General features: G+C 57.5%; 26 protein-coding genes, 1 tRNA gene and 2 pseudogenes. 10 read left to right on the forward strand and 19 right to left on the reverse strand.

Annotation, left to right across the window (positions count from 1 at the left end; translation table 11 throughout):
• Positions 1-70: 70 nt before the first annotated feature.
• Genes ACZZ0D_RS14190 through ACZZ0D_RS14205 form a run of 4 tightly spaced genes read left to right on the forward strand, consistent with a single transcriptional unit; the run spans position 71 to position 1,359 of the window.
• On the forward strand, positions 71-442 hold the full coding sequence (locus ACZZ0D_RS14190; RefSeq protein ID WP_463553598.1) for a hypothetical protein: 372 nt from the start codon (positions 71-73) through the stop codon (positions 440-442).
• Positions 439-618 carry a hypothetical protein gene (locus tag ACZZ0D_RS14195; RefSeq protein WP_463553599.1) on the forward strand — a complete coding sequence of 60 codons (180 nt, stop codon included), beginning with the start codon at positions 439-441 and terminating at the stop codon, positions 616-618. The genes ACZZ0D_RS14190 and ACZZ0D_RS14195 overlap by 4 nt, the downstream gene beginning before the upstream one ends.
• A 47-nt stretch (positions 619-665) precedes the next feature.
• Complete coding sequence (locus tag ACZZ0D_RS14200) at positions 666-992, forward strand: hypothetical protein (RefSeq protein WP_463553600.1); 327 nt, start codon at positions 666-668, stop codon at positions 990-992.
• 49 nt (positions 993-1,041) lie between these two features.
• Positions 1,042-1,359 carry a hypothetical protein gene (locus ACZZ0D_RS14205; protein WP_463553601.1) on the forward strand — a complete coding sequence of 106 codons (318 nt, stop codon included), beginning with the start codon at positions 1,042-1,044 and terminating at the stop codon, positions 1,357-1,359.
• 6 nt (positions 1,360-1,365) lie between these two features.
• On the opposite strand, the gene ACZZ0D_RS14210 is transcribed toward ACZZ0D_RS14205, so the two are convergent.
• Positions 1,366-1,560 (reverse strand): hypothetical protein, encoded by a 195-nt coding sequence (locus tag ACZZ0D_RS14210; RefSeq protein WP_463553602.1) that lies wholly within the window; start codon positions 1,558-1,560, stop codon positions 1,366-1,368.
• A gap of 95 nt (positions 1,561-1,655) precedes the next feature.
• Here ACZZ0D_RS14210 and ACZZ0D_RS14215 point away from each other — a divergent pair, with 95 nt between their 5' ends.
• The 3 genes from ACZZ0D_RS14215 (at position 1,656) to ACZZ0D_RS14225 (ending at position 3,418) form a co-directional block, all read left to right on the forward strand.
• Complete coding sequence (locus tag ACZZ0D_RS14215) at positions 1,656-1,904, forward strand: hypothetical protein (RefSeq protein WP_463553603.1); 249 nt, start codon at positions 1,656-1,658, stop codon at positions 1,902-1,904.
• 78 nt (positions 1,905-1,982) lie between these two features.
• Entirely contained in the window at positions 1,983-2,369 is a 387-nt protein-coding gene (locus ACZZ0D_RS14220) for a hypothetical protein (protein WP_253756657.1), read from the forward strand.
• Positions 2,255-3,418, forward strand: coding sequence for a tyrosine-type recombinase/integrase (locus ACZZ0D_RS14225; RefSeq protein WP_463554810.1), 1,164 nt, complete (start codon positions 2,255-2,257; stop codon positions 3,416-3,418). Before ACZZ0D_RS14220 ends, ACZZ0D_RS14225 begins: the two co-directional genes overlap by 115 nt.
• 79 nt (positions 3,419-3,497) lie before the next feature.
• Here the strand turns inward: ACZZ0D_RS14225 and ACZZ0D_RS14230 are convergent.
• The 9 genes and pseudogenes from ACZZ0D_RS14230 to thrS form a co-directional block, all read right to left on the reverse strand.
• A tRNA-Pro gene (locus ACZZ0D_RS14230) sits at positions 3,498-3,574 on the reverse strand.
• A gap of 89 nt (positions 3,575-3,663) precedes the next feature.
• The gene (locus ACZZ0D_RS14235) at positions 3,664-4,020 is read right to left on the reverse strand and encodes a MerR family transcriptional regulator (RefSeq protein ID WP_003179985.1); all 357 of its coding nucleotides are present in this window, start codon (positions 4,018-4,020) and stop codon (positions 3,664-3,666) included.
• On the reverse strand, positions 4,001-4,303 hold the full coding sequence (gene ihfA, locus ACZZ0D_RS14240) for an integration host factor subunit alpha (protein ID WP_002553164.1): 303 nt from the start codon (positions 4,301-4,303) through the stop codon (positions 4,001-4,003). Before ihfA ends, ACZZ0D_RS14235 begins: the two co-directional genes overlap by 20 nt.
• Before the next feature lie 3 nt (positions 4,304-4,306).
• Complete coding sequence (gene pheT, locus ACZZ0D_RS14245) at positions 4,307-6,685, reverse strand: phenylalanine--tRNA ligase subunit beta (RefSeq protein WP_463553604.1); 2,379 nt, start codon at positions 6,683-6,685, stop codon at positions 4,307-4,309.
• A gap of 26 nt (positions 6,686-6,711) precedes the next feature.
• On the reverse strand, positions 6,712-7,728 hold the full coding sequence (pheS, locus tag ACZZ0D_RS14250) for a phenylalanine--tRNA ligase subunit alpha (protein ID WP_003226365.1): 1,017 nt from the start codon (positions 7,726-7,728) through the stop codon (positions 6,712-6,714).
• Positions 7,729-7,837: 109 nt separating this feature from the next.
• A complete protein-coding gene (rplT, locus tag ACZZ0D_RS14255; protein ID WP_007913489.1) occupies positions 7,838-8,194 on the reverse strand; it encodes a 50S ribosomal protein L20 in 357 nt (118 codons plus the stop codon).
• A 28-nt stretch (positions 8,195-8,222) separates the two neighbouring features.
• On the reverse strand, positions 8,223-8,417 hold the full coding sequence (gene rpmI, locus ACZZ0D_RS14260) for a 50S ribosomal protein L35 (RefSeq protein WP_002553160.1): 195 nt from the start codon (positions 8,415-8,417) through the stop codon (positions 8,223-8,225).
• 60 nt (positions 8,418-8,477) lie between these two features.
• Complete coding sequence (gene infC / locus ACZZ0D_RS14265) at positions 8,478-9,029, reverse strand: translation initiation factor IF-3 (protein ID WP_170947229.1); 552 nt, start codon at positions 9,027-9,029, stop codon at positions 8,478-8,480.
• Positions 9,029-10,953, reverse strand: a pseudogene (thrS, locus tag ACZZ0D_RS14270) (threonine--tRNA ligase). Before thrS ends, infC begins: the two are co-directional and overlap by 1 nt.
• A gap of 372 nt (positions 10,954-11,325) precedes the next feature.
• On the opposite strand from thrS, the gene ACZZ0D_RS14275 reads away from it, so the two are divergent.
• Positions 11,326-11,628 (forward strand): hypothetical protein, encoded by a 303-nt coding sequence (locus ACZZ0D_RS14275; protein ID WP_095047633.1) that lies wholly within the window; start codon positions 11,326-11,328, stop codon positions 11,626-11,628.
• A gap of 290 nt (positions 11,629-11,918) precedes the next feature.
• Entirely contained in the window at positions 11,919-12,131 is a 213-nt protein-coding gene (locus tag ACZZ0D_RS14280; protein WP_003179963.1) for a cold-shock protein, read from the forward strand.
• A gap of 72 nt (positions 12,132-12,203) precedes the next feature.
• Here ACZZ0D_RS14280 and ACZZ0D_RS14285 read toward each other — a convergent pair whose 3' ends face one another.
• Positions 12,204-12,521: an I78 family peptidase inhibitor gene (locus ACZZ0D_RS14285; RefSeq protein ID WP_400651562.1), complete on the reverse strand. Its 318-nt coding sequence runs from the start codon at positions 12,519-12,521 to the stop codon at positions 12,204-12,206.
• 167 nt (positions 12,522-12,688) lie between these two features.
• The gene (locus tag ACZZ0D_RS14290; protein WP_159814881.1) at positions 12,689-12,994 is read right to left on the reverse strand and encodes a hypothetical protein; all 306 of its coding nucleotides are present in this window, start codon (positions 12,992-12,994) and stop codon (positions 12,689-12,691) included.
• Between the two features lie 132 nt (positions 12,995-13,126).
• Here ACZZ0D_RS14290 and ACZZ0D_RS14295 point away from each other — a divergent pair, with 132 nt between their 5' ends.
• Entirely contained in the window at positions 13,127-13,333 is a 207-nt protein-coding gene (locus ACZZ0D_RS14295; RefSeq protein ID WP_053118994.1) for a hypothetical protein, read from the forward strand.
• Between the two features lie 33 nt (positions 13,334-13,366).
• Here the strand turns inward: ACZZ0D_RS14295 and ACZZ0D_RS14300 are convergent, their stop codons facing one another.
• The 7 genes and pseudogenes from ACZZ0D_RS14300 to ACZZ0D_RS14330 all read right to left on the reverse strand — a co-directional run bounded on the left by ACZZ0D_RS14300 (position 13,367) and on the right by ACZZ0D_RS14330 (position 20,340).
• On the reverse strand, positions 13,367-14,395 hold the full coding sequence (locus tag ACZZ0D_RS14300) for a nucleoside hydrolase (RefSeq protein ID WP_053118992.1): 1,029 nt from the start codon (positions 14,393-14,395) through the stop codon (positions 13,367-13,369).
• A 31-nt stretch (positions 14,396-14,426) separates the two neighbouring features.
• On the reverse strand, positions 14,427-14,831 hold the full coding sequence (rbsD, locus tag ACZZ0D_RS14305; RefSeq protein ID WP_212544422.1) for a D-ribose pyranase: 405 nt from the start codon (positions 14,829-14,831) through the stop codon (positions 14,427-14,429).
• On the reverse strand, positions 14,828-15,745 hold the full coding sequence (gene rbsK / locus ACZZ0D_RS14310; protein WP_463553605.1) for a ribokinase: 918 nt from the start codon (positions 15,743-15,745) through the stop codon (positions 14,828-14,830). Before rbsK ends, rbsD begins: the two co-directional genes overlap by 4 nt.
• A gap of 24 nt (positions 15,746-15,769) precedes the next feature.
• Positions 15,770-16,789, reverse strand: a complete 1,020-nt coding sequence (locus ACZZ0D_RS14315; protein ID WP_053118986.1) for a LacI family DNA-binding transcriptional regulator — start codon at positions 16,787-16,789, stop codon at positions 15,770-15,772.
• Positions 16,790-16,798: 9 nt separating this feature from the next.
• Positions 16,799-17,777 (reverse strand): annotated as a pseudogene (locus ACZZ0D_RS14320) (ABC transporter permease).
• Positions 17,774-19,327, reverse strand: a complete 1,554-nt coding sequence (locus ACZZ0D_RS14325; protein ID WP_463553606.1) for a sugar ABC transporter ATP-binding protein — start codon at positions 19,325-19,327, stop codon at positions 17,774-17,776. Before ACZZ0D_RS14325 ends, ACZZ0D_RS14320 begins: the two are co-directional and overlap by 4 nt.
• Before the next feature lie 56 nt (positions 19,328-19,383).
• Positions 19,384-20,340 (reverse strand): sugar ABC transporter substrate-binding protein, encoded by a 957-nt coding sequence (locus tag ACZZ0D_RS14330; RefSeq protein ID WP_159814877.1) that lies wholly within the window; start codon positions 20,338-20,340, stop codon positions 19,384-19,386.
• Between the last annotated feature and the right edge of the window lie 50 nt (positions 20,341-20,390).

Raw genomic sequence — 20,390 nt, forward strand, 5'->3', positions numbered from 1 at the left:
TGCACAAAGTCACGGCTAAACCTGGCTGCCAAAAAACCTGCTACTTAATCATTATGCCGGATGGTACCCCATGCCTACAGAAAACAAACCGACCGCACCAGTCACAACGGCTGAAGAATTCGTCGCGGTACTGCACTGGCGCGACAAGCATGCGCAGGCAATCAAAGAGCGTGACGCCCTGCAGCTGCGCCTGAACGCAGCGGATCAGCGGCTTGACGAGCTTGGCACCCAACTGGCCGAGAGTCGCATGATCACCCTGTCGGGCTGCGAGTTCAGCGAACACGAACTTATCCGTACAGCCGTTCGAATGGTGACCGGCACCAGCCGGCGCGGCACGCAGCGCTGGGTCGCGATGAAGGACGCTTTCTGCTGCGGATCCGGTGTCGCCCACGCGCTCTGCCGGCGGTTCGGGTACGACCCCGACGAAATGGTGAAGCCATGAAACGCTTCATCCGCCGCAAGGCCGAAGCCTGGCTGATCCTGCTGGCTGCGAAGATTCTCATCGGCCGCAACGTTCAACGCTCCCCTGTCGTTTCCCGCCGTGACAACAACGACATGTGGTACATGGCCGAAAAGCTCGAAGACATCGCCCAGCGCATCAGCAGCAAATACCAGTAACTCCCTCCCCCTTCAAAGTCAGCCGCTATAGCGGTGAGGACGAAGTCATGTCTGAAGAAATCAAATTGATCCAGCCAGTACCGGTCGTGCGCGACGAAATGGGCTCGTTCCAACATCCGGATATGCCCGACTTCGACGAGGGTGACGGCGACAAGTGCAAGGCCTGGGTAGCGGAGCAGGGTTTGACCGTTACCCAAGTGCGGCTCGAATACGCCGAAGAGGCAATTGCCGATCGCTACTTCGAGGCCGGCGACCCCGATTTCAGTTACTGGGAGCCTGAGCGACCTGATGGCGAAGGCTGGTTCTGCTTGGCGATTCACGACACCGACGATGGCCCGGTCTGCTGGTGGGCAAGACGCGAGGTGACGCAATGATCTGCGCCCCGCTCTACATGACCTACCTCATTTACAAGGGGCCGTGGCCATGAACCGCCTGGTCAGCGTCCGCACCGAGGAACTGGCCGGCAAGGCGCTGGACTGGGCAATCAACGCGATCGAGGGTGAGCAGCAGCCAGTTGCTGGACAGCTTCAACTGTTCGCCCAGCCCGACGCCGAACAACTGATCACGAAGTACGGCGTCTGGGTTGATGTTGGCCACCTGCACCCATGGCTGGCCGACGCGACGGACGATCCATTCAATCGCCAGCCCGGCGAAGCCCGAACCATCGCAGTGTTCCGCGCCGTGGTCTTCGCCAAGCGCGGGGCCGCGGTGAAGGTTCCCGCCGAACTCATGGAGAAGTAACCCGACCTACAAAAGCCCTTTGCTCTTGGCATCTTCCAACAGCTCTTTCCCAATGATTCGCGCAATTCCTTCGGGCGGCGAGCCACCTATTTGAGTTGACTTCGAATTAGCCGGTGCCCAGACAGTAATCAAACCTCTGTCAACCGAGTAAGCGACCTTATAGGTCTGCCCATCGAAATCTACCTGCAGTTCTTCACGCATAACTTCCCTCTACGGTTTGGCCTTGGAGTCATAACCGTAGCTCCCTTTTTACAAACCACAACAGCCTGCCGGTGTACGGCGGGCGAGGAATCCTCATGCCCGAATTAACGTACGACCAGAAGCTGGTGGATTACGCAACGGTACCGAAAGCATCGGCCGGCACCATCTGCCAGATCGAGAACGGCGATTTCGTGAAGCACTGGTGCGGAAAGCTGCGCGGCAAGTTCATCCAAGTCGGCCCCACCTGGAAGGCCGCCAGCAAACAGCAAGCAATCGAAAAAGCTCGAGAGTTTCGCAAGCAGTGCCTGGCTGAAGCAATAGCGAAAGGCCTGCTTTCCGCATAACCCATCACCACCTTCTGTCGCCACGCGCGGCATGGAGCATCACCAATTAACTGCCCCAGCAGGGGAAAAGGATGCTGTATGGGCGCACAAAAATTGCAGCCACGCTTTATCCGCGCCGGCGAGGCGCCTGCCTACTTGAGTATGAATTTGCCTTTGTTTAACGAAATCGTCAGGCCGTTCGTGAATGAGTTCCCGATCGGGGAGCGCGGTGTTGGCTTCGATCGCCAGGAGCTTGATGCGTGGGCATCGTCCTATGTGGCAGCCAAGGCAATTGATAAAAAGGGCGCGAGGGAGCAACAATTGCCCCGCAGCGAGCGCCAGAAAGGAGAAACACAATGGCGCGAAAAACGATCACAGGCCTCTCCCAAAGGAAAGGTCTCTGGCATATCGACAAGAAGATCAACGGCGAAAGACTTTACGAATCTACTGGAACAAGTGACCGGCAAGAAGCAGAGCGCTACCTGATACATCGACTGGAGCAGATCCGGCAGGAGAAGGTCTACGGCGTTCGGCAGGTCAGAACGTGGCGGGATGCGGCGATGCGTTTTTTGGTCGAATTCAAGGATCAGCCTTCGATCAAGCTTTCGGCTCACCACCTTTCACAGCTGGACGAATTCATCGGCGACATGCCGCTGACCCATATTGATGACCAGGCCCTAGGGCCTTTCATTAAGGACAGGTTGGCGACCAAAACGCTGCCGGATGGCAAGGTGAAGAAAGGCGTGAGCAACAGAACGGTGAATATCTCGATCGAGCGTGTGGTTCGGGTTTTGTCGTTGTGTGCCAGGAAGTGGCGAGACGATGAGCGACGGCCGTGGCTGGATAGCGTGCCAATGCTCACGAAGCTGGAAGAGAAGAAATCGAGTCGCAAGCCCTATCCGATGTCGTGGGAGGAGCAGTCGATTCTTTTCGGGGAGTTGCCGGCCCACCTGCAGACGATGGCGCTGTTCAAAGTGAACACCGGTTGTCGCGAGCAGGAAGTTTGCAAGCTTAGGTGGGACTGGGAGATTTCGGTGCCGGAGCTCGGCACCAGTGTGTTCCTGATCCCGGCTGACTTTGGCGGCAGACACGAACGGTCTGGCGTGAAGAATGGCGACGAGCGCCTAGTGGTGCTGAACAGCGTAGCTAAGTCGATCATTGATCAGCAGCGCAGCCTGAGCAAGGAATGGGTTTTTCCTTACAACGGCAACGCAATGCACCGGATGAACGACTCGGCTTGGAAGAAGGCGCGAGTGAGAGCGGCGAAACTCTGGCAGGAGGAAAACCTTCGCCCCGCTCACCCTGGCTATCTGTCGATCAGGATTCACGATTTGAAGCACACGTTTGGCCGTCGCCTTCGAGCGGCGGGCGTAACCGAGGAAGACCGAAAGGCACTTCTGGGCCACAAGAACGGCAGCATCACCAGTCACTACTCGGGCGCCGAGCTCGGACATCTGATTGAGGCTGCAAACATGGTATCAGCAACCGATTCGCGTGGGCCGGTACTGACAATCTTGAAGAGGAAGCAGGCGTGAGAAATGGAGAAGTCACGCAAATGTCACGCGCATGAAAAAGGCCAATGCTGTAAAAATTGGCCTAAGTCATTGAATTATGTGGTCGGGACGGAGTGATTCGAACACTCGACCCCTAGCACCCCATGCTAGTGCGCTACCGGACTGCGCTACGCCCCGACTGGTTTTTCATCTCACCCTTCACCTCGAAGAGCGCTCAAGAATATATCGCAAGCTTTTGAAAACTGGAAGTATACAAAAGCAGCTTTTTATTTCTTGAGAACCACCAGCACGTCTTCCAATTCGGCAATCATCTGGCGAATCATCTGTTTGTATTGGGTGGTGTCGTCTTTGGCTTCATCGCCGGACAGGCGCAAGCGTGCGCCGCCGATGGTGAAACCTTGATCGTAAAGGAGCGCGCGGATTTGCCGGATCATCAGCACGTCCTGGCGCTGATAATACCGGCGGTTTCCGCGGCGTTTGACGGGGTTGAGTTGAGGAAACTCCTGCTCCCAGTAGCGCAGCACGTGTGGCTTTACGGCACACAGCTCGCTGACTTCACCGATGGTGAAGTAGCGTTTGCCCGGGATGACGGGTAGTTCGTCGTTATGACTTGGTTCCAGCATAAGCCTCAACTCGGGCCTTCAACTTCTGCCCTGGACGAAAGGTGACCACACGGCGAGCCGTGATCGGGATTTCTTCCCCCGTTTTCGGGTTGCGGCCAGGCCGCTGGCGTTTGTCCCGAAGGTCGAAATTGCCGAAACCGGACAATTTGACCTGCTCGTTGTCTTCAAGAGCGTGCCTGATTTCCTCGAAAAACAGTTCTACCAATTCCTTGGCTTCCCGCTTGTTCAGGCCCAGCTCTTCATACAGACGTTCCGCCATCTCAGCTTTCGTCAAAGCCCCCATACGTCACTTCCTTAACGTGGCGTTCAACCTTTGTTCGAGCGAGGTGAGGATATTTTGCGTCGTCGAATTCACCTCATCGTCATTAAGAGTGCGCGATGGATGCTGCCAGGTCAAGCCAACTGCAAGGCTTTTTCTATCAGGATCAATGCCTTTACCCTGATATACGTCAAACAGCCTGAGATCTGTGAGCCATTCGCCTGCATTTTCACGGATTACGTCCAGTACAGCCGAAGCTGCGACGTCTTTGTGTGCAATTAATGCAAGGTCACGACGCACTTCAGGAAAGCGCGACAACTCGTGGAATTTCGGCATTTTACCAAGTGCCACTTCAGCCAGAACCAGTTCGAAAACGAAGACTGGACGATCCAGACCCAAGGCTTTCGACAGTTCCGGGTGAATGGCGCCGATGAAACCGACTTCACGCCCTTCTCGCTCGATGCGCGCGGTTTGACCCGGGTGCAGCGCCGGGTGTTTGCCCGGTGCGAAAGTGAACGAATCCAGTGCACCGGCAAAACCCAGTACCGCTTCCACGTCAGCTTTGACGTCGAAGAAGTCGATGGTGTCGCGACCTTGTGCCCAGCCTTCCGGCAGACGGCTACCGCAGACAACACCCGACAACATCGGCTCTTGCTTCAAACCTTCGAGCTGACCGACGAAGCGCAGACCGCTTTCGAACAGACGCACGCGATCTTGCTGACGATTGAGGTTGTGCTGCAGCGCCTTGACCAGACCCGGCCACAGCGACGAGCGCATGGCAGCCATGTCGTTGGAAATCGGATTGGCCAGCAACAGCGGCTCAACGCCTGGATTGAACAGTTCGAACTGGCGTGGATCGATGAAGCTGTAGGTAATCGCTTCCTGATAACCACGAGCCACCAGCAGACGACGCAGTTCCGGCAGATCGCTACGCGCTTCAGCCTTGGCTTGCGGCGCGAGGCGCGCTTGCGGGTAACGAACCGGCAGACGGTTGTAACCGTACAGGCGGGCCAGTTCTTCGATCAGATCGACTTCAAGGCTGATGTCGAAGCGATGGCTTGGCACTTCTACGCGCCATTGGTCAGCGCCGTCGGCAGTAATGCCCAGACCCAGGCCGCTGAGCAGACGCTCAACCTGAGCCGAATCCATTTCCATGCCGAGCATCTGGGTGATGCGCTGCGAACGCAGGGTGATCGGCGCGATCGACGGCAGGTGCTGCTCGCTGACGGTCTCGATGATCGGGCCGGCTTCGCCGCCAGTGATTTCCAGCAGCAGGCCTGTGGCGCGCTCCATGGCTTCACGGGCCAGTTGCCAGTCAACGCCACGCTCGTAACGGTGCGACGCATCGGTGTGCAGACCGTAGGAACGAGCCTTACCCGCGACAGCGATCTGGTCGAAGAAAGCACTTTCCAGAAACACGTCGCGAGTGGTCGCGGACACACCGCTGTGCTCGCCACCCATCACACCGGCAATCGCCAGAGCGCGAGTATGGTCGGCAATCACCAGCGTATCGCTACGCAGGCTGACTTCCTGACCGTCGAGCAGTACCAGCTTCTCGCCCTCTTCCGCCATGCGCACACGGATGCCGCCATTGATTTCGGCGAGATCGAAAGCGTGCAGCGGCTGACCCAGCTCGAGCATCACGTAGTTGGTGATGTCGACGGCAGCGTCGATGCTGCGCACGTCGGCACGACGCAGACGCTCAACCATCCACAGCGGCGTAGGCTTGGACAGGTCGACGTTACGGATCACGCGACCGAGGTAGCGCGGGCATGCAGCAGGCGCCAACACTTCGACCGAACGCACTTCGTCGTGCACGGCAGATACGGCCGGCACTACTGGACGGGTGACCGGAGCGTGATACAGCGCGCCAACTTCACGGGCCAGACCGGCCAAGGACAGGCAGTCGCCACGGTTCGGGGTCAGGTCAACCTCGATGCTGGCGTCTTCCAGATCCAGGTACACGCGGAAATCTTCGCCCACTGGCGCATCGGCCGGCAGTTCCATCAGACCGTCGTTGCCTTCACCAACCTGCAGCTCAGCTTGCGAGCAGAGCATGCCGTTGGACTCAACGCCACGCAGTTTGGCTTTCTTGATTTTGAAGTCGCCCGGCAGCTCGGCACCGATCATGGCGAACGGAATCTTCAGGCCCGGACGCACATTTGGCGCACCGCACACGACCTGAAAGGTTTCCGCGCCATTGCTGACTTGGCAAACGCGCAATTTGTCGGCATCAGGGTGTTGCTCGGTGCTCAGCACCTCGCCCACAACCACGCCGCTGAATACACCGGCGGCCGGCGTAACGCTATCGACCTCAAGACCGGCCATCGACAGACGAGCAACCAGCTCATCACGATCTACCTGCGGGCTAACCCAGCCACGCAGCCATTGTTCACTGAATTTCATCCTGCTCTCCTAAGAATTCGTTACGACTAGCGAAATTGCGCGAGGAACCGCAAGTCGTTGTCGAAGAACAGACGCAAGTCGTTCACGCCGTAACGGAGCATGGCCAGACGCTCGACGCCCATACCGAAGGCAAAGCCGGAGAACTCTTCCGGATCGATGCCGGACATGCGCAGCACGTTCGGGTGAACCATGCCGCAGCCCATCACTTCCAGCCAGCCGGTCTGTTTGCAGACGCGGCAGCCTTTACCGCTGCACATCACGCATTCCATGTCGACTTCAGCGGATGGCTCGGTGAACGGGAAGTACGAAGGACGGAAACGTACGGCCAGTTCTTTCTCGAAGAACACCCGCAGAAATTCTTCGATGGTGCCTTTGAGATCGGCAAAATTGATGTCGCGATCAACCAGCAGGCCTTCGACCTGGTGGAACATCGGCGAGTGGGTGATATCGGAGTCGCTGCGATACACGCGACCTGGGCAGACGATGCGGATCGGCGGCTGCTTCGATTCCATGGTGCGAACCTGTACCGGCGAGGTATGGGTGCGCAGCAACATGTTGGCATTGAAATAGAAGGTGTCATGCATCGACCGGGCCGGGTGGTGGCCTGGGATGTTGAGCGCCTCAAAGTTGTGATAGTCGTCTTCGACCTCAGGGCCTTCGGCAATGCCGTAGCCGATGCGGGTGAAGAACTGTTCAACACGTTCCAGAGTGCGGGTAACCGGATGCAGACCACCGGAGGTCTGGCCACGGCCCGGCAATGTCACGTCAATGGATTCGGCGGACAGTTTGGCAGCCAGTTCGGCTTCTTCAAACAGTGCCATGCGCGCATTGAGAACGCCTGTAACACGTTCCTTGGCAACGTTGATCAGGGCGCCGACTTGCGGACGCTCTTCTGCCGGCAAATTCCCCAGGGTCTTCATCACCTGAGTCAATTCACCCTTTTTGCCAAGGTATTGAACCCGGATTTGCTCCAGGGCATTGATATCTTCAGCGCTTTGCACAGCCTCTAGTGCTTGAGAGACCAGCGCATCCAGGTTTTCCATGTACAGACTCCAGATACAAAATAGGGGAAGAGCTTGAAGGCTCTTCCCCTATTTAAGACGTTTACCACCTGGCCCCACGGAAGTGAGGCCGGGTGATTGTCGGGGGTACTTAAGCCAAGGTGGCTTTAGCTTTCTCGACAATCGCAGCAAACACCGCTTTTTCGTTCACTGCCAGATCAGCCAGAACCTTACGGTCGATCTCGATGGACGCTTTTTTCAGGCCAGCGATGAAACGGCTGTAGGACAGACCGTTAACACGAGCACCAGCGTTGATACGAGCGATCCACAGAGCGCGGAACTGACGTTTTTTCTGACGACGGTCACGGTAGGCGTATTGGCCTGCCTTGATTACCGCTTGCTTGGCAACACGGAATACGCGCGAACGTGCACCATAGTAGCCTTTAGCAAGTTTCAGAATTTTTTTGTGACGCTTACGGGCAATGACGCCACGCTTTACACGAGCCATGAGTTACTTCCTCTATTCTTGACTAAAATTAACGAAGGCGCAGCATGCGCTCGACTTTTGCCACGTCAGACGGATGCAGCAAGCTGCTACCGCGCAGTTGACGCTTACGCTTGGTCGACATTTTAGTCAGGATGTGGCTCTTGAAAGCGTGCTTGTGCTTGATACCGTTAGCAGTTTTCAGAAACCGCTTAGCAGCACCACTTTTGGTTTTCATTTTTGGCATGTTCGGATACTCCGCATTCAGTTGATAAACATAATCAGAAGGCCTGCCGTGCCCTGTTGATTACTTCTTCTTTTTCGGGGCGATGACCATGATCAGCTGGCGTCCTTCCATCTTAGGATGCTGTTCGACCGAACCGTACTCGAGCAGGTCAGCTTCAACCCGCTTGAGGAGTTCCATCCCCAGCTCCTGGTGGGCCATCTCACGGCCGCGGAATCGCAAGGATACCTTGGCCCTGTCCCCATCACTCAGGAAACGTACCAGGTTGCGCAGTTTTACCTGGTAATCCCCTTCCTCCGTCCCTGGACGAAACTTGATTTCTTTAACCTGAATCTGCTTCTGGTTTTTCTTGGCCGCGGCAACCTGCTTCTTCTTCTCGAAGATCGATTTGCCGTAGTCCATCAGTTTGCAAACAGGGGGTACTGCATCGGCGGAAATTTCCACCAAATCCAGTTTGGCCTCTTCAGCCTTAAGAAGCGCGTCTTCAATTGACACAATCCCAAGCTGTTCACCTTCAGCCCCAATTAACCGAACCTCGCGTGCCGAGATATTCTCGTTGATCGGGGCTTTCGGTGCAGCTCGTTTATCTTGTCTCATTTCACGCTTAATAATAATTACTCCGAATCTGGGCGACCACGCCGGGAAACCGCTTGCGCGAGAAACTCAGCGAACTGGGCGACGGGCATCGAGCCCAGGTCAGCACCTTCACGAGTACGCACAGCGACAGTCTGCATCTCGACTTCCTTATCTCCGATTACCAAGAGATAGGGAACCTTGAGCAAAGTATGCTCGCGGATTTTAAAGCCGATCTTTTCATTTCTCAAGTCGGACTTGGCACGAAATCCGCTTTCGCTGAGAGTTTTTTCAACTTCTGCAACAAAATCTGCCTGTTTATCAGTGATATTCATGATCACCGCCTGGGTCGGCGCGAGCCACGCAGGGAATGCACCTTCATAGTGCTCGATCAAAATACCGACGAAACGCTCGAAGGAACCGAGGATCGCACGGTGCAACATCACTGGATGTTTGCGGCTGTTGTCTTCGGAGACGTATTCAGCGCCCAAACGGACAGGCAGGTTAAAATCGAGCTGCAAGGTACCACATTGCCAGACACGACCGAGGCAATCTTTTAGCGAAAACTCGATCTTAGCGAACCGTAGAACGCACCCTCACCCGGCTGCAGATCGTACGGCAGGCCCGCAGAATCAAGGGCTGCAGCCAATGCGGCTTCAGCGCGATCCCACAGCTCGTCGGAACCGACGCGTTTTTCCGGACGAGTGGACAGTTTCATTTCGACGTCGGTGAAGCCGAAGTCGCGATAAACGTCCATGGTCAGCTTGATGAATGCAGCGGATTCGGCTTGCATCTGCTCTTCGGTGCAGAAGATGTGGGCGTCGTCCTGAGTGAACGCACGCACACGCATGATGCCGTGCAGCGCACCCGACGGCTCGTTACGGTGGCAGGCACCGAATTCGGCCAGACGCATCGGCAGCTCGCGGTAGCTCTTCAGGCCTTGGTTGAACACCTGCACGTGGCATGGGCAGTTCATCGGCTTGATGGCGTAGTCGCGGTTTTCCGACTGCGTGGTAAACATGTTGTCGGCGTAGTTGGCCCAGTGCCCGGATTTTTCCCAGAGGCTGCGGTCAACGACTTGAGGGGTTTTGATCTCAAGGTAGCCGTTGTCACGCTGGATCTTGCGCATGTACTGCTCGAGCACCTGGTACAGCGTCCAGCCGTTCGGGTGCCAGAACACCATACCCGGGGATTCTTCCTGGGTGTGGAACAGGCCCAAACGCTTGCCGATCTTGCGGTGATCGCGCTTTTCAGCTTCTTCGATGCGCTGGATGTAAGCCGCCAGCTGCTTCTTGTCTGCCCAAGCGGTGCCGTAAACGCGCTGCAATTGCTCGTTCTTGGCGTCGCCACGCCAGTAGGCGCCCGACAACTTGGTCAGTTTGAAGGATTTCAGGAAGCGAGTGTTCGGCACGTGCGGGCCGCGGCACATGTCGACGTATTCTTCGTGATAGTACAGACCCATGGTCTGTTCGTTCGGCATGTCCTCGACCAGACGCAGCTTGTAGTCTTCGCCGCGGGCCTTGAACACTTCGATCACTTCGGCGCGCGGAGTGACTTTCTTGATGACGTCGTAATCTTTCTCGATCAGCTGCTGCATACGCTGTTCGATCGCAGCCATGTCGTCCGGAGTGAAAGGACGTTCGAAGGCGATGTCGTAATAGAAGCCTTCGTCGATGACCGGGCCGATCACCATTTTTGCAGTCGGGTACAGCTGCTTGACCGCATGCCCCACCAGGTGAGCGCAAGAGTGGCGAATGATCTCCAGCCCCTCTTCATCCTTTGGCGTAATGATTTGCAGGGTCGCGTCGCTGCTGATGATGTCGCTGGCGTCGACCAGTTGACCATTGACCTTGCCGGCCAGTGTGGCTTTGGCCAGGCCAGCACCAATGGATGCGGCAACCTCGGCTACGGAAACCGGGTGATCGAATGAACGTTGACTGCCGTCGGGAAGAGTAATAGTTGGCATGGCGCCTCCTCTCCTAGTGGTGACCCCTACCAAAGGTCACGTGGGTTGGGATGAGCCAGTACAAGATCCGATCCAGGCCATTCAATGACGAACGCCTGCCTTACAGCGGCAGGAGCCTTGCGGCCAACCGGAAAACCGAACCAGAGTGACTGGGATTCAAATCAGAAATATTCGCACGTTGACCGCGTCCGGGACTGTGGGTCATCCGGCGCCTGAGAACGCTTGAGCCCGGCATGCTAGCACAGATGAGCGGTCACTTATGCCTCTGTTTGATCAGAAGGCAAATCGTCCGTTTTTATGCCAGAGTGCTGAACTTGATCGGCCTTTCAGCCCTCAGATAACAAGACATTGACCCACAAGGAGCATCCTCGCATGCGTCTGAATACCCTGTTCGCCGTCGTCGCCCCTATCGTTATGCTGCTGCCGCTGAGCGCCCACGCCGATTGGCCAAAGGGCGAGCGCGAAAAGTACATGGCGCAGTGCACACAGGCTGCGACCCAACAAATCGGTGCTGCGGCAGCGAAATCTCATTGTGCTTGCGGCGCTGACGCCATCAAGTCTTATCCGGCCAGCGACATTCAGGCGCTGATGGACAACAAGGCTACTCCTGAATTGCAGCAGAAAGCGCTGGGCCAAATCGCCAAATGCAAGGCAAATACCCCGGCGAAAAAGTGATCAAAAAAGTCTTTTGAATAGGCTCAGCGCCTCTAAAAAGGGCTGAATTTGAGCCTTTTCGGACGATTTATGCAGGTTTTACAGGTTTTTTTATTGTCTTTACGTTCCGCGCAAACCCTTGTAAACCGGGGCTTCCAGCCGAAACAGGCAGTAAAGAAAACACGACTGATTGGCAAACAGCACGTCCGGGGGGCTACCAAAGCGAACATTTCGACTATGATACTCCGGTGTGCCCAGTTGGCCTGAGCAGCACAGCACTACTGAAAATATATGTTTCTTGGAGATACACCATGTCTAATCGCCAAACCGGCACCGTTAAATGGTTCAACGATGAAAAAGGCTTCGGCTTCATCACTCCTCAAGGTGGCGGTGACGACCTGTTCGTACACTTCAAAGCTATCGAATCCGACGGTTTCAAAAGCCTGAAAGAAGGCCAGACCGTCTCCTTCGTGGCTGAGAAAGGCCAAAAGGGTATGCAAGCTGCACAGGTTCGCCCAGAGTAATTTCTCGGCGCACTAAAAAAACCCCGTCCATGTGACGGGGTTTTTTATGCCTGCAACAAAAGCCTTGTGAACTCAGCCGCAGTTGACGCGGGTGATCACCAGGTTGTTGTCGGTGTTCAGGTTCAAGCGATCGGAACGGTACTCAAGCGTGATCATGTCGTTCGGCTTGAGGAAGCGGGCATTCTGCGCGCCTGCTTTGGTGCGGGCTTGCTCCAGCAGTTCCGGCGAGGCTTTCTTGCCGATGGTGAATTGCGCTGCCGAAGCATCACAGCGGCTGTGACCCGCTTCGGTCGCCACGGAATCCTTTGCCGACTCGCTGGAGGTCGTGCTGCAACCGGCCAACATGGCAGCGGCCATAAGTGCACCCAGTGTCGCGAACTTCAAAGGCATGAAGCCTCCTTATTTCAAAAAGTTAAGCTGAGATCGTGCGACCGCCATTCCGGCGTTTGGTTTCACGGCCGATGCCATCACCCTGCCCCACGATCGGAAAAACGCCGAGTGTGCCTGAGCGGCGTTCATGTCTTCATCAATCAATCGTGACTGAATATTAACGGCACTCAATAGACGTCGATGTAGTCAAACGGCGGATTCGGCCAGTTGTCCTTGAGCGCGTTGAAAATCTGCATCACCCACACCTCATCACTGGCCGCGACGTTGCCGACGTAGCCCGAGCCTTTGGCCCAGGTTTCGAGGCGAAATAACAGCCCGTCGATATCCTGCCCACCGGTAATGCCCGAAGAAAGGTAAGCGATGCCGCCCTTGGTTACGCGCAGTTGCGTGTGTTCGTCATCACTGGCTGAAGCGAGCAACTGGCGCACCGCGTCGAGCGTAAGGCCGTCAGGGGTATTCAAATCGATCTGCACAGCACGATCCTTGGAAAGCCGGAAAAGACCAAGTGTCGCATAGCGCTCCGCTCATGCCTAAGTCGCAGTGCCAAACGCCCGACAAAATGGTTAACTCGGCACACAGACTTCCCGACTTTTCGAGCGCACCTCATGACCACCATCAGCATCGATGCCGACATCAAAGCCAAATGGGCAGACGGACACAGCTCCTATAGTCCGGGGACGACAGAAGAGCTGGCGCTGATTGGCATCGATCTATTGGTCAAAGAGTTGGGCACGGAAGCGGCCAAGCAATTCATCAAGCAGATTTTTGAGCGTTACCCGAGCGAACAGGTCGAGCACGCAGAGAAAGGGTAAACACCCGCAGGCTTGCACCTGCGGGCTTAAGACTTATTTCAAGCGCTTCAGGCGCTCGGTGAGCAAGTCGAAGAAGCCCTGCGCGTCGCCGTTTTCAACCCAGAAAGCATTCTTCGGCGCTTTCAGGCCGTCATACCAGTCAACAACGGTCTGGCCGAAAGTCGGGCCTTCACGGCTATCAACCACGACATTCACCGAACGACCGGTGAACAGCTCAGGCTTGAGCAGGTAAGCGATGACGGTAGCGTCATGCACCGGGCCACCCGGGATGCCGTAATGCTCCATGTCGCCTTTGATGTACTCGTTGAGGATGTCGCCAACAATCTTGCTCGCATTGTTGTTGAGCGCAGCGATCTGCTTCAGGCGTGCGTCACTGGTGAGGATCTTGTGGGTCACGTCCAGTGGCAGGTAGGTCAGTTTCACGCCGCTTTTGAGTACCACTTCAGCCGCTTGCGGATCGGCAAACAGGTTGAATTCGGCCACCGGGGTGATGTTGCCGCCATTGAAGTGCGCACCGCCCATGATCACCACTTCCTTGATGCCCTGCACAATCTCGGGCTCCTGGATCAGCGCCAGCGCCAGGTTGGTCTGCGGGCCGAGCATGGCGATGGTGATGCTGTGCGGCTTGGCGCTCTTCAGGGTATCGATCAGGTAGTTGACAGCATTGCCTTGCGCCAGGCCTTTTTTCGGCTCATGCACGGTGACACCCGACAGGCCTTCCTTGCCATGGATGTTTTCGGCGTAGATCGGCGTGCGCATCAGCGGCTTTGGCGCACCGGCGTAAACCGGCACATCCTCTCGTCCTGCCCACTCGCGGGCCAGACGTGCGTTACGCGAGGTTTTGTCGAGACGCACGTTGCCGGCGACGGTGGTCAGCGCGCGAATATTCAGTTCTTCTGGCGAGGCCAGTGCGAACAGCAAAGCGACCACGTCGTCAGCACCCGGGTCGGTGTCGATGATCAGGTCGATTTTTTCCGCCGCCTGAGCGCCGGTGGCAGTGATGACGGACAAAAGCAGCAGACTCCGGAGCAAATGGTGCAGTTTCTGAGCATAGCGTTGCATGGCGCATTCCTTGTGCTGGTGAAATCAAAAGTTAGAAGGTGACCCCGGCGACCAGCACGATGTTGCAGTACGGCTGGCATTCGCCCGTACGAACAATCGCTCGCGCCTGTCGGCTAAGCACCTTGAATTGCTCATGACTGAGCAGATCGCGGCGCCCCAAAGCGCCCTCTTCATTCAACGCGTCCAGCGTATTCAGCGCCGTCGGTTGCTTGTCGAAAATTTCTTTGGCCAGCGCATGGCTTTCCACCTGCATCTCGCTGAGCACGACTTTCAGCGTGCTGACGAAATCCGGCACGCCATGGGTCAGCGCCAGATCGATCAGCTCGACACCCGACGGCACCGGCAGCCCGGCGTCACCGATGACGACCATGTCGCCATGGCCCAGGGAGGCGATCAGTCGCGACAGGGCGACGTTGAGCAGAGGAGTCTTTTTCATGCGGGTTTAAACGCCTGTACGTCGGATTGGGTGGGAATGGACGGTTGCGCGCCAGCGCGAGTGACCGACAGCGCGGCGGCAATCTGCCCGTAGCGAATCGCTTCGGCCTCGGACTTGCCAGCGGCCAGCGCAGCGGCGAAACCACCGACAAAGGTGTCCCCCGCCGCCGTGGTGTCCACGGCCTTCACCTTCGGCGCCGGGAAATGCTCAAAGCTTTGACGGTTGGCGAACAGCGAACCTTGCGCGCCGAGGGTGATGATGACTTTGCCCGCGCCCATGGCGATCAGGTGGCTGGCCGCTTTTTCTGCGGACTCCAGCGAGTCCACCGGCAATCCGCTCAACGCGGTCGCTTCGCTTTCGTTGGGAATCAGGTAATCAATGGCGGTGAACCAGTCAGCGGGCAGCGGGCGGCTAGCCGGTGCCGGATTGAGGATCACGGTTTTACCGAGTGCGCGGGCACGCTTGAGCGCATGGCCCACTGTTGCGTCGGGAATTTCCAGCTGGCAGATGACAACGTCAGCCGCCTGCAACACCGCATCGAACTGGTCGATCACCGCAGGCGTCATCGCGCCATTGGCACCGGCGACGATAACAATGGCGTTCTGACTGTCGTCATCGACCACGATCAACGCCACACCGCTGGAATCCTCAACAACGCTTACGGCCTGGCAATCGATCTGCTCGGCCAGCAAGGCGTCGCGCAATTGCACGCCATAGTCATCGTTGCCCACGCAACCGACCATCGCCACCTGCGCGCCCAACCGGGCAGCAGCGACGGCCTGATTGGCACCCTTGCCGCCGGAAACCGTGGCGAAGAAATGACCGATCAGCGTTTCACCGCCGACGGGAAGGCGTGGCGCCCGGGTCACCAGATCCATGTTCAGGCTGCCTATTACCACTACATTTGCTGGCATACATCACTACTCGTCAATTCGGTTTCAGCGGTATTCGGTGAACACGCCGGACAGCGGCGCGGTCGATTCGCGCAGGACAATACTCGGGGTCACGATGCGTTGATCGGTGCCCAGATTCGGGGTGGCAATCCTTCGCAGCAGTACTTCGGCCGCCATCTCGCCCAGTTGCAGGATCGACTGGCCGACGGTGGTCAGCGCCGGGTACACGTAACGGCTCATCTGGATATCGTCGAAGCCGATCACCGACAACTCGCTCGGCACGCGCACGTTGCGCTCAGCCGCCGCACGCAACACGCCGATACCGATCATGTCGTTACCGGCGAAAATTGCGCTCGGCGGATTGCTTTCGAGCAGGATCGCCGCCGCGTTGTAGCCGCCGGTGCTGGTGAAATCGCTTTCCAGCATGCGTTCCTGCCGGACTTCGATACCGGCCTCTTTCAGCGCTCGGCAATAACCGGCCTGACGCATCTGCGCCACGCTGGTAGTCGCCGGCCCGCCGATGGTGGCGATGTCGCGATGGCCCAACTCCAACAGATGGCGAGTCGCGAGGTAAGCGCCGTATTCGTGGTCGATGCGCACCAGATCCGCGTCGACACCGTCAAGTCCTCGGTCGACGATGACCATCGGCGTTTTAACACCGGCCAAGCCTTGCGCCAGACCGCTGTCACCCCCGGCGGAGGCGACGATCAAACCGTCGATGCGTTTTTCCAGCAGCACGCGTAAATAACTGCGCTGCTTTTCCGGGTTGTCGTCGGAGTTGCAGAGGATCACGCAGTAGCCGTTGCGCTCGCAATAATCCTCGATGCCCCGCGCCAGCTCGGCGAAGTACGGGTTAAGACTGTTCGGCACCAACAGGCCGATCGTCGCGGTGGTTTTGGCTTTCAGTGAGCGCGCCACGGCACTCGGCACGTAGTCGAGGCTCTTGATCGCCGCCTCGACTTTCAGCCGCACTTCCTGGCTGACTGGCCGGGTTTTGTTCACCACATGGGACACGGTCGTGTAGGAAATCCCCGCGAGCGCCGCCACATCCTTGATCGTTGCCATAAGTCTTTCTCAGCCCCGTCGACTGGCGCGTTGACTGCGATAAGTGTCGAGTACCACGGCAATGACGATCACCGCACCGGTGATGATGCGCTTGGTCGGCTCGCTCGCGCCAATTTGCGCCAGACCGGCCGCCAGCACCGAGATGATCAATACGCCAAAGAACGTGCTGATCACCGAACCGCGTCCGCCCATCAGGCTGGTGCCGCCGATGACCACGGCCGCAATCACTTGCAGCTCAAGGCCGGAACCGGCGTTCGGATCCGCCGCCTCCAGACGCGAAATCTGGAACAGCGCCGCGACACCGGCCAGCAACCCCATCAGGCTGAAGACCAGAATCTTGTACGGCTTCGGATTGATCCCGGCGAGGCGCACGGCCTCTTCGTTGGTGCCGATGCCGATCAGGTAGCGACCGAACACAGTGCGGGTCGAAAACTGCTTGGGCAATGATGATCACCAGCAAGGCAATGATGAACGACGGCGAGATACCGAACGCCACCGGATTCGACAGCCAGGCGAACGAATCACCGATGTACGCGGTGCGCGACCCGGTCATCTGATAGGCCAGACCCCGAGCCATTTCCAGCACACCGAGGGAGACGATGAACGACGGAATGCGCCAGGCCACGGTGATCGAACCGGTGACGGTACCGGCCAGTGCTGCCACTGCCATGCCGAGCAACGCCGAAGGCAACACACCCCAGCCCCAACCGAGAATCGCCACGCTGACTGTCGACGCCGCCAGCGCCAGCACCGAACCCACTGAGAGGTCGATGCCGCCGATGATCAGCACGAACGTCATGCCGACCGCCAGCACCATCAAGTCCGGAATCTGGTTGGCCAACGTGCTGAAAGTGTTATAGGACAGAAAATGGCTGCTCAAGACCGAGAACAGAGCAATCATCGCCAGCAAAGCCCCGGCCAGGCCCAGATAAGTGCCCAGACCGTAGAAATTGCCACTACGTTTGCTGGCAGGAGATGCAGTTTTCATGGGAGATCCCTAGGCGCCGCTTCGTTGAGCAACGCATCACGTTTTTGGTAGCCGGCGAATGCGGCGGCAAGCAAATCATCCTGAGTCCAGCTGTCACGCTCGAAGGTGTCGATCAGGCGCCCCGCCGACAGCACACCGATGCGGTCGCAGATCAGCATCAACTCACGCAGATCGCTGGAGACCACCACCAGCGCTTTGCCCTGGCGAGTCAATTCGCCGAGCAATGCATAAATGTCGAATTTGGCGCCGACGTCGATGCCTCGGGTTGGCTCGTCGAACAGCAGTACCGAGCAATCACGCTCCAGCCAACGGCCGATCACGACCTTCTGCTGGTTGCCACCGGACAACTCTGAAACAAGCTGTGTCGGGCTCGAACTGCGGATACGCATGGCGTCGATCTGACGCTTGGCCAAGGCGATTTCATCGCTGTTATTAACGACGCCGCCACTGGAAATTTCCGGCATGTTGCCCAGTGCGATGTTGGCGCTGATCGACTGACTGAGCAGCAGACCTTCGCCCTTGCGATCTTCGGTGATCAGCGCGATGCCGTTGCGCACGGCATCAACCGGCGAACGCATGCTGACTACTTTGGCGGGCGAACCGAGGGCGATGGTGCCGCTGTCGGCAAGATCCGCACCGAAGATCAGCCGCAGTAATTCCGTGCGCCCTGCCCCGATTAATCCGGAAATCCCGTAGATCTCGCCGGCACGCACCTCGAAGGAAACATCGCGAACCTTGTCGGAGCGAGTCAGGCCGGTGACCGTTAACGCCGGCGCGCCAATATTGCGCGCGCCCATGTCGATGTGTTCGCCCAGTTCGCGGCCGACCATCAGCGTGACCAGTTGCTCGCTGTTGTAATTGGCCATCGGCTCGACGCAGACCAGATTGCCGTCACGCAGCACGGCAATGCGCTGCGCCACACGGGCAAGCTCTTCGAGGCGATGGGAAATGTAGATGATCGAGACCCCGCGCGCCTGCAATCGGGTGATCTGCTCAAAAAGCATTTCGACTTCGCGCGCCGTCAGCATCGCGGTCGGCTCATCGAGAATCAGCACATGGCAATCGCCGATCAGGTTGCGGGCGATTTCAACCATCTGCTGATGACCGATGCCCAACTCGCCGACCAGTGTGTCCGGATCGATCGCGTCGAGGCCGACTTGCGCCATCGCTTCGATCGCCGCTTTACGCAGTTGCTTGCGACTGATCCAGCCACCGTTGCTCGGCAAGTTGTCGAGAAACAGGTTCTCCGCCACCGACAAGGTCGGCAACAAATTGAGTTCTTGCATGACCATGCGTACGCCAAGCTCTTCGGCCTGAGTACGACTGCCCGGGCGATAGTCCTTGCCCTGAAACTGCATCTGGCCGGTGGTCGGGGTGACCAGTCCGCCAATGATTTTCGACAAGGTGCTTTTGCCGGCGCCATTCTCGCCGGTCAGCGCCAGCACTTCACCGCGCATCAGCGTCAACTCGATGCCGGTCAGCACCGGTTGCGCATAGGTCTTACCGATACCGCTGACCGAGAGGACAGCGTTCGGGGCGGAAACTGACATAAAAACTCTCCATGCGCTCGCCCGGACGGACGAGCGCCGTTGTGCCGCCAGAAGACTTACTTGGTGACCAGCTCTACCGGCGTTTCGATCACGCCATTCGGGCCGCTGTCGACTTTCTCGCCTTTGATAATTTTCAGCGCGGTCTCGATGCCGAATACAGCTTGTTTGGCAGCGTATTGATCAGCGGTGGCGAGCACACGACCGTCCTTCAGCATCGGCTTGATCGCGTTGATGTTGTCGTAACCAACGACCTGCACCTGACCAGCCTTGCCGGCGGCACGTACGGCGGAAACGGCACCAACGGCCATGCTGTCGTTACCGGCCAGCAGTGCTTTGACGTCCGGGTATTCGCTGAGGATCGAGGCGGCAACCTTGTTGCCCTTGTCGATTTCCCAGTCGCCGGATTGCAGCGACACCACTTTGATCTGCGCCGCGTCCATCGCGTCCTTGAAGCCCGCGGTTCGTTGCTGGGCGTTGGTGGTCGTCGACACACCTTCAATAATGCCGACTTCGTCACCGGCCTTGAGCTGCTTGGCCAGGTATTCACCGACCAGACGCGCGCCTTTACGGTTGTCCGGGCCTACGAAAGGCACGCTGATGTTTTTGCTTTTGACGATAGCCGGATCAAGCTGATTGTCGATGTTGATCACGGTAATACCGGCGTCGACGGCTTTCTTGATTACCGGCACCATGGCCTTGGAGTCAGAAGGCGCGATCACCAATGCGTTGACCTTGGCGAGAATCATCTGCTCGACGATGCGCGTTTGGCCGGCGGTATCGGTTTCATCTTTGATGCCGTTGGAGATCAGGTCGAAATCGGCGGAGTGTTCTTTCTGGTAGGCCTTGGCGCCGTCTTCCATGGTCAGGAAGAATTCGTTGGCCAGGGATTTCATGACCAGTGCGACTTTAGGTTTTTCGACAGATTCGGCGAACGCCGAGGAGACAGGTAGCGCGGCGGCGGTGGCAGCCAGCATAGCGACAGCAAGAAGACGTCCAGCGAATGGCAGCTTCATGGGTTCACTCCGATCTTATGATTATTGTGAGCAAAGGTTGCGCTGGCGTA

The sequence above is a fragment of the Pseudomonas sp. AC193 genome (assembly GCF_979258075.1).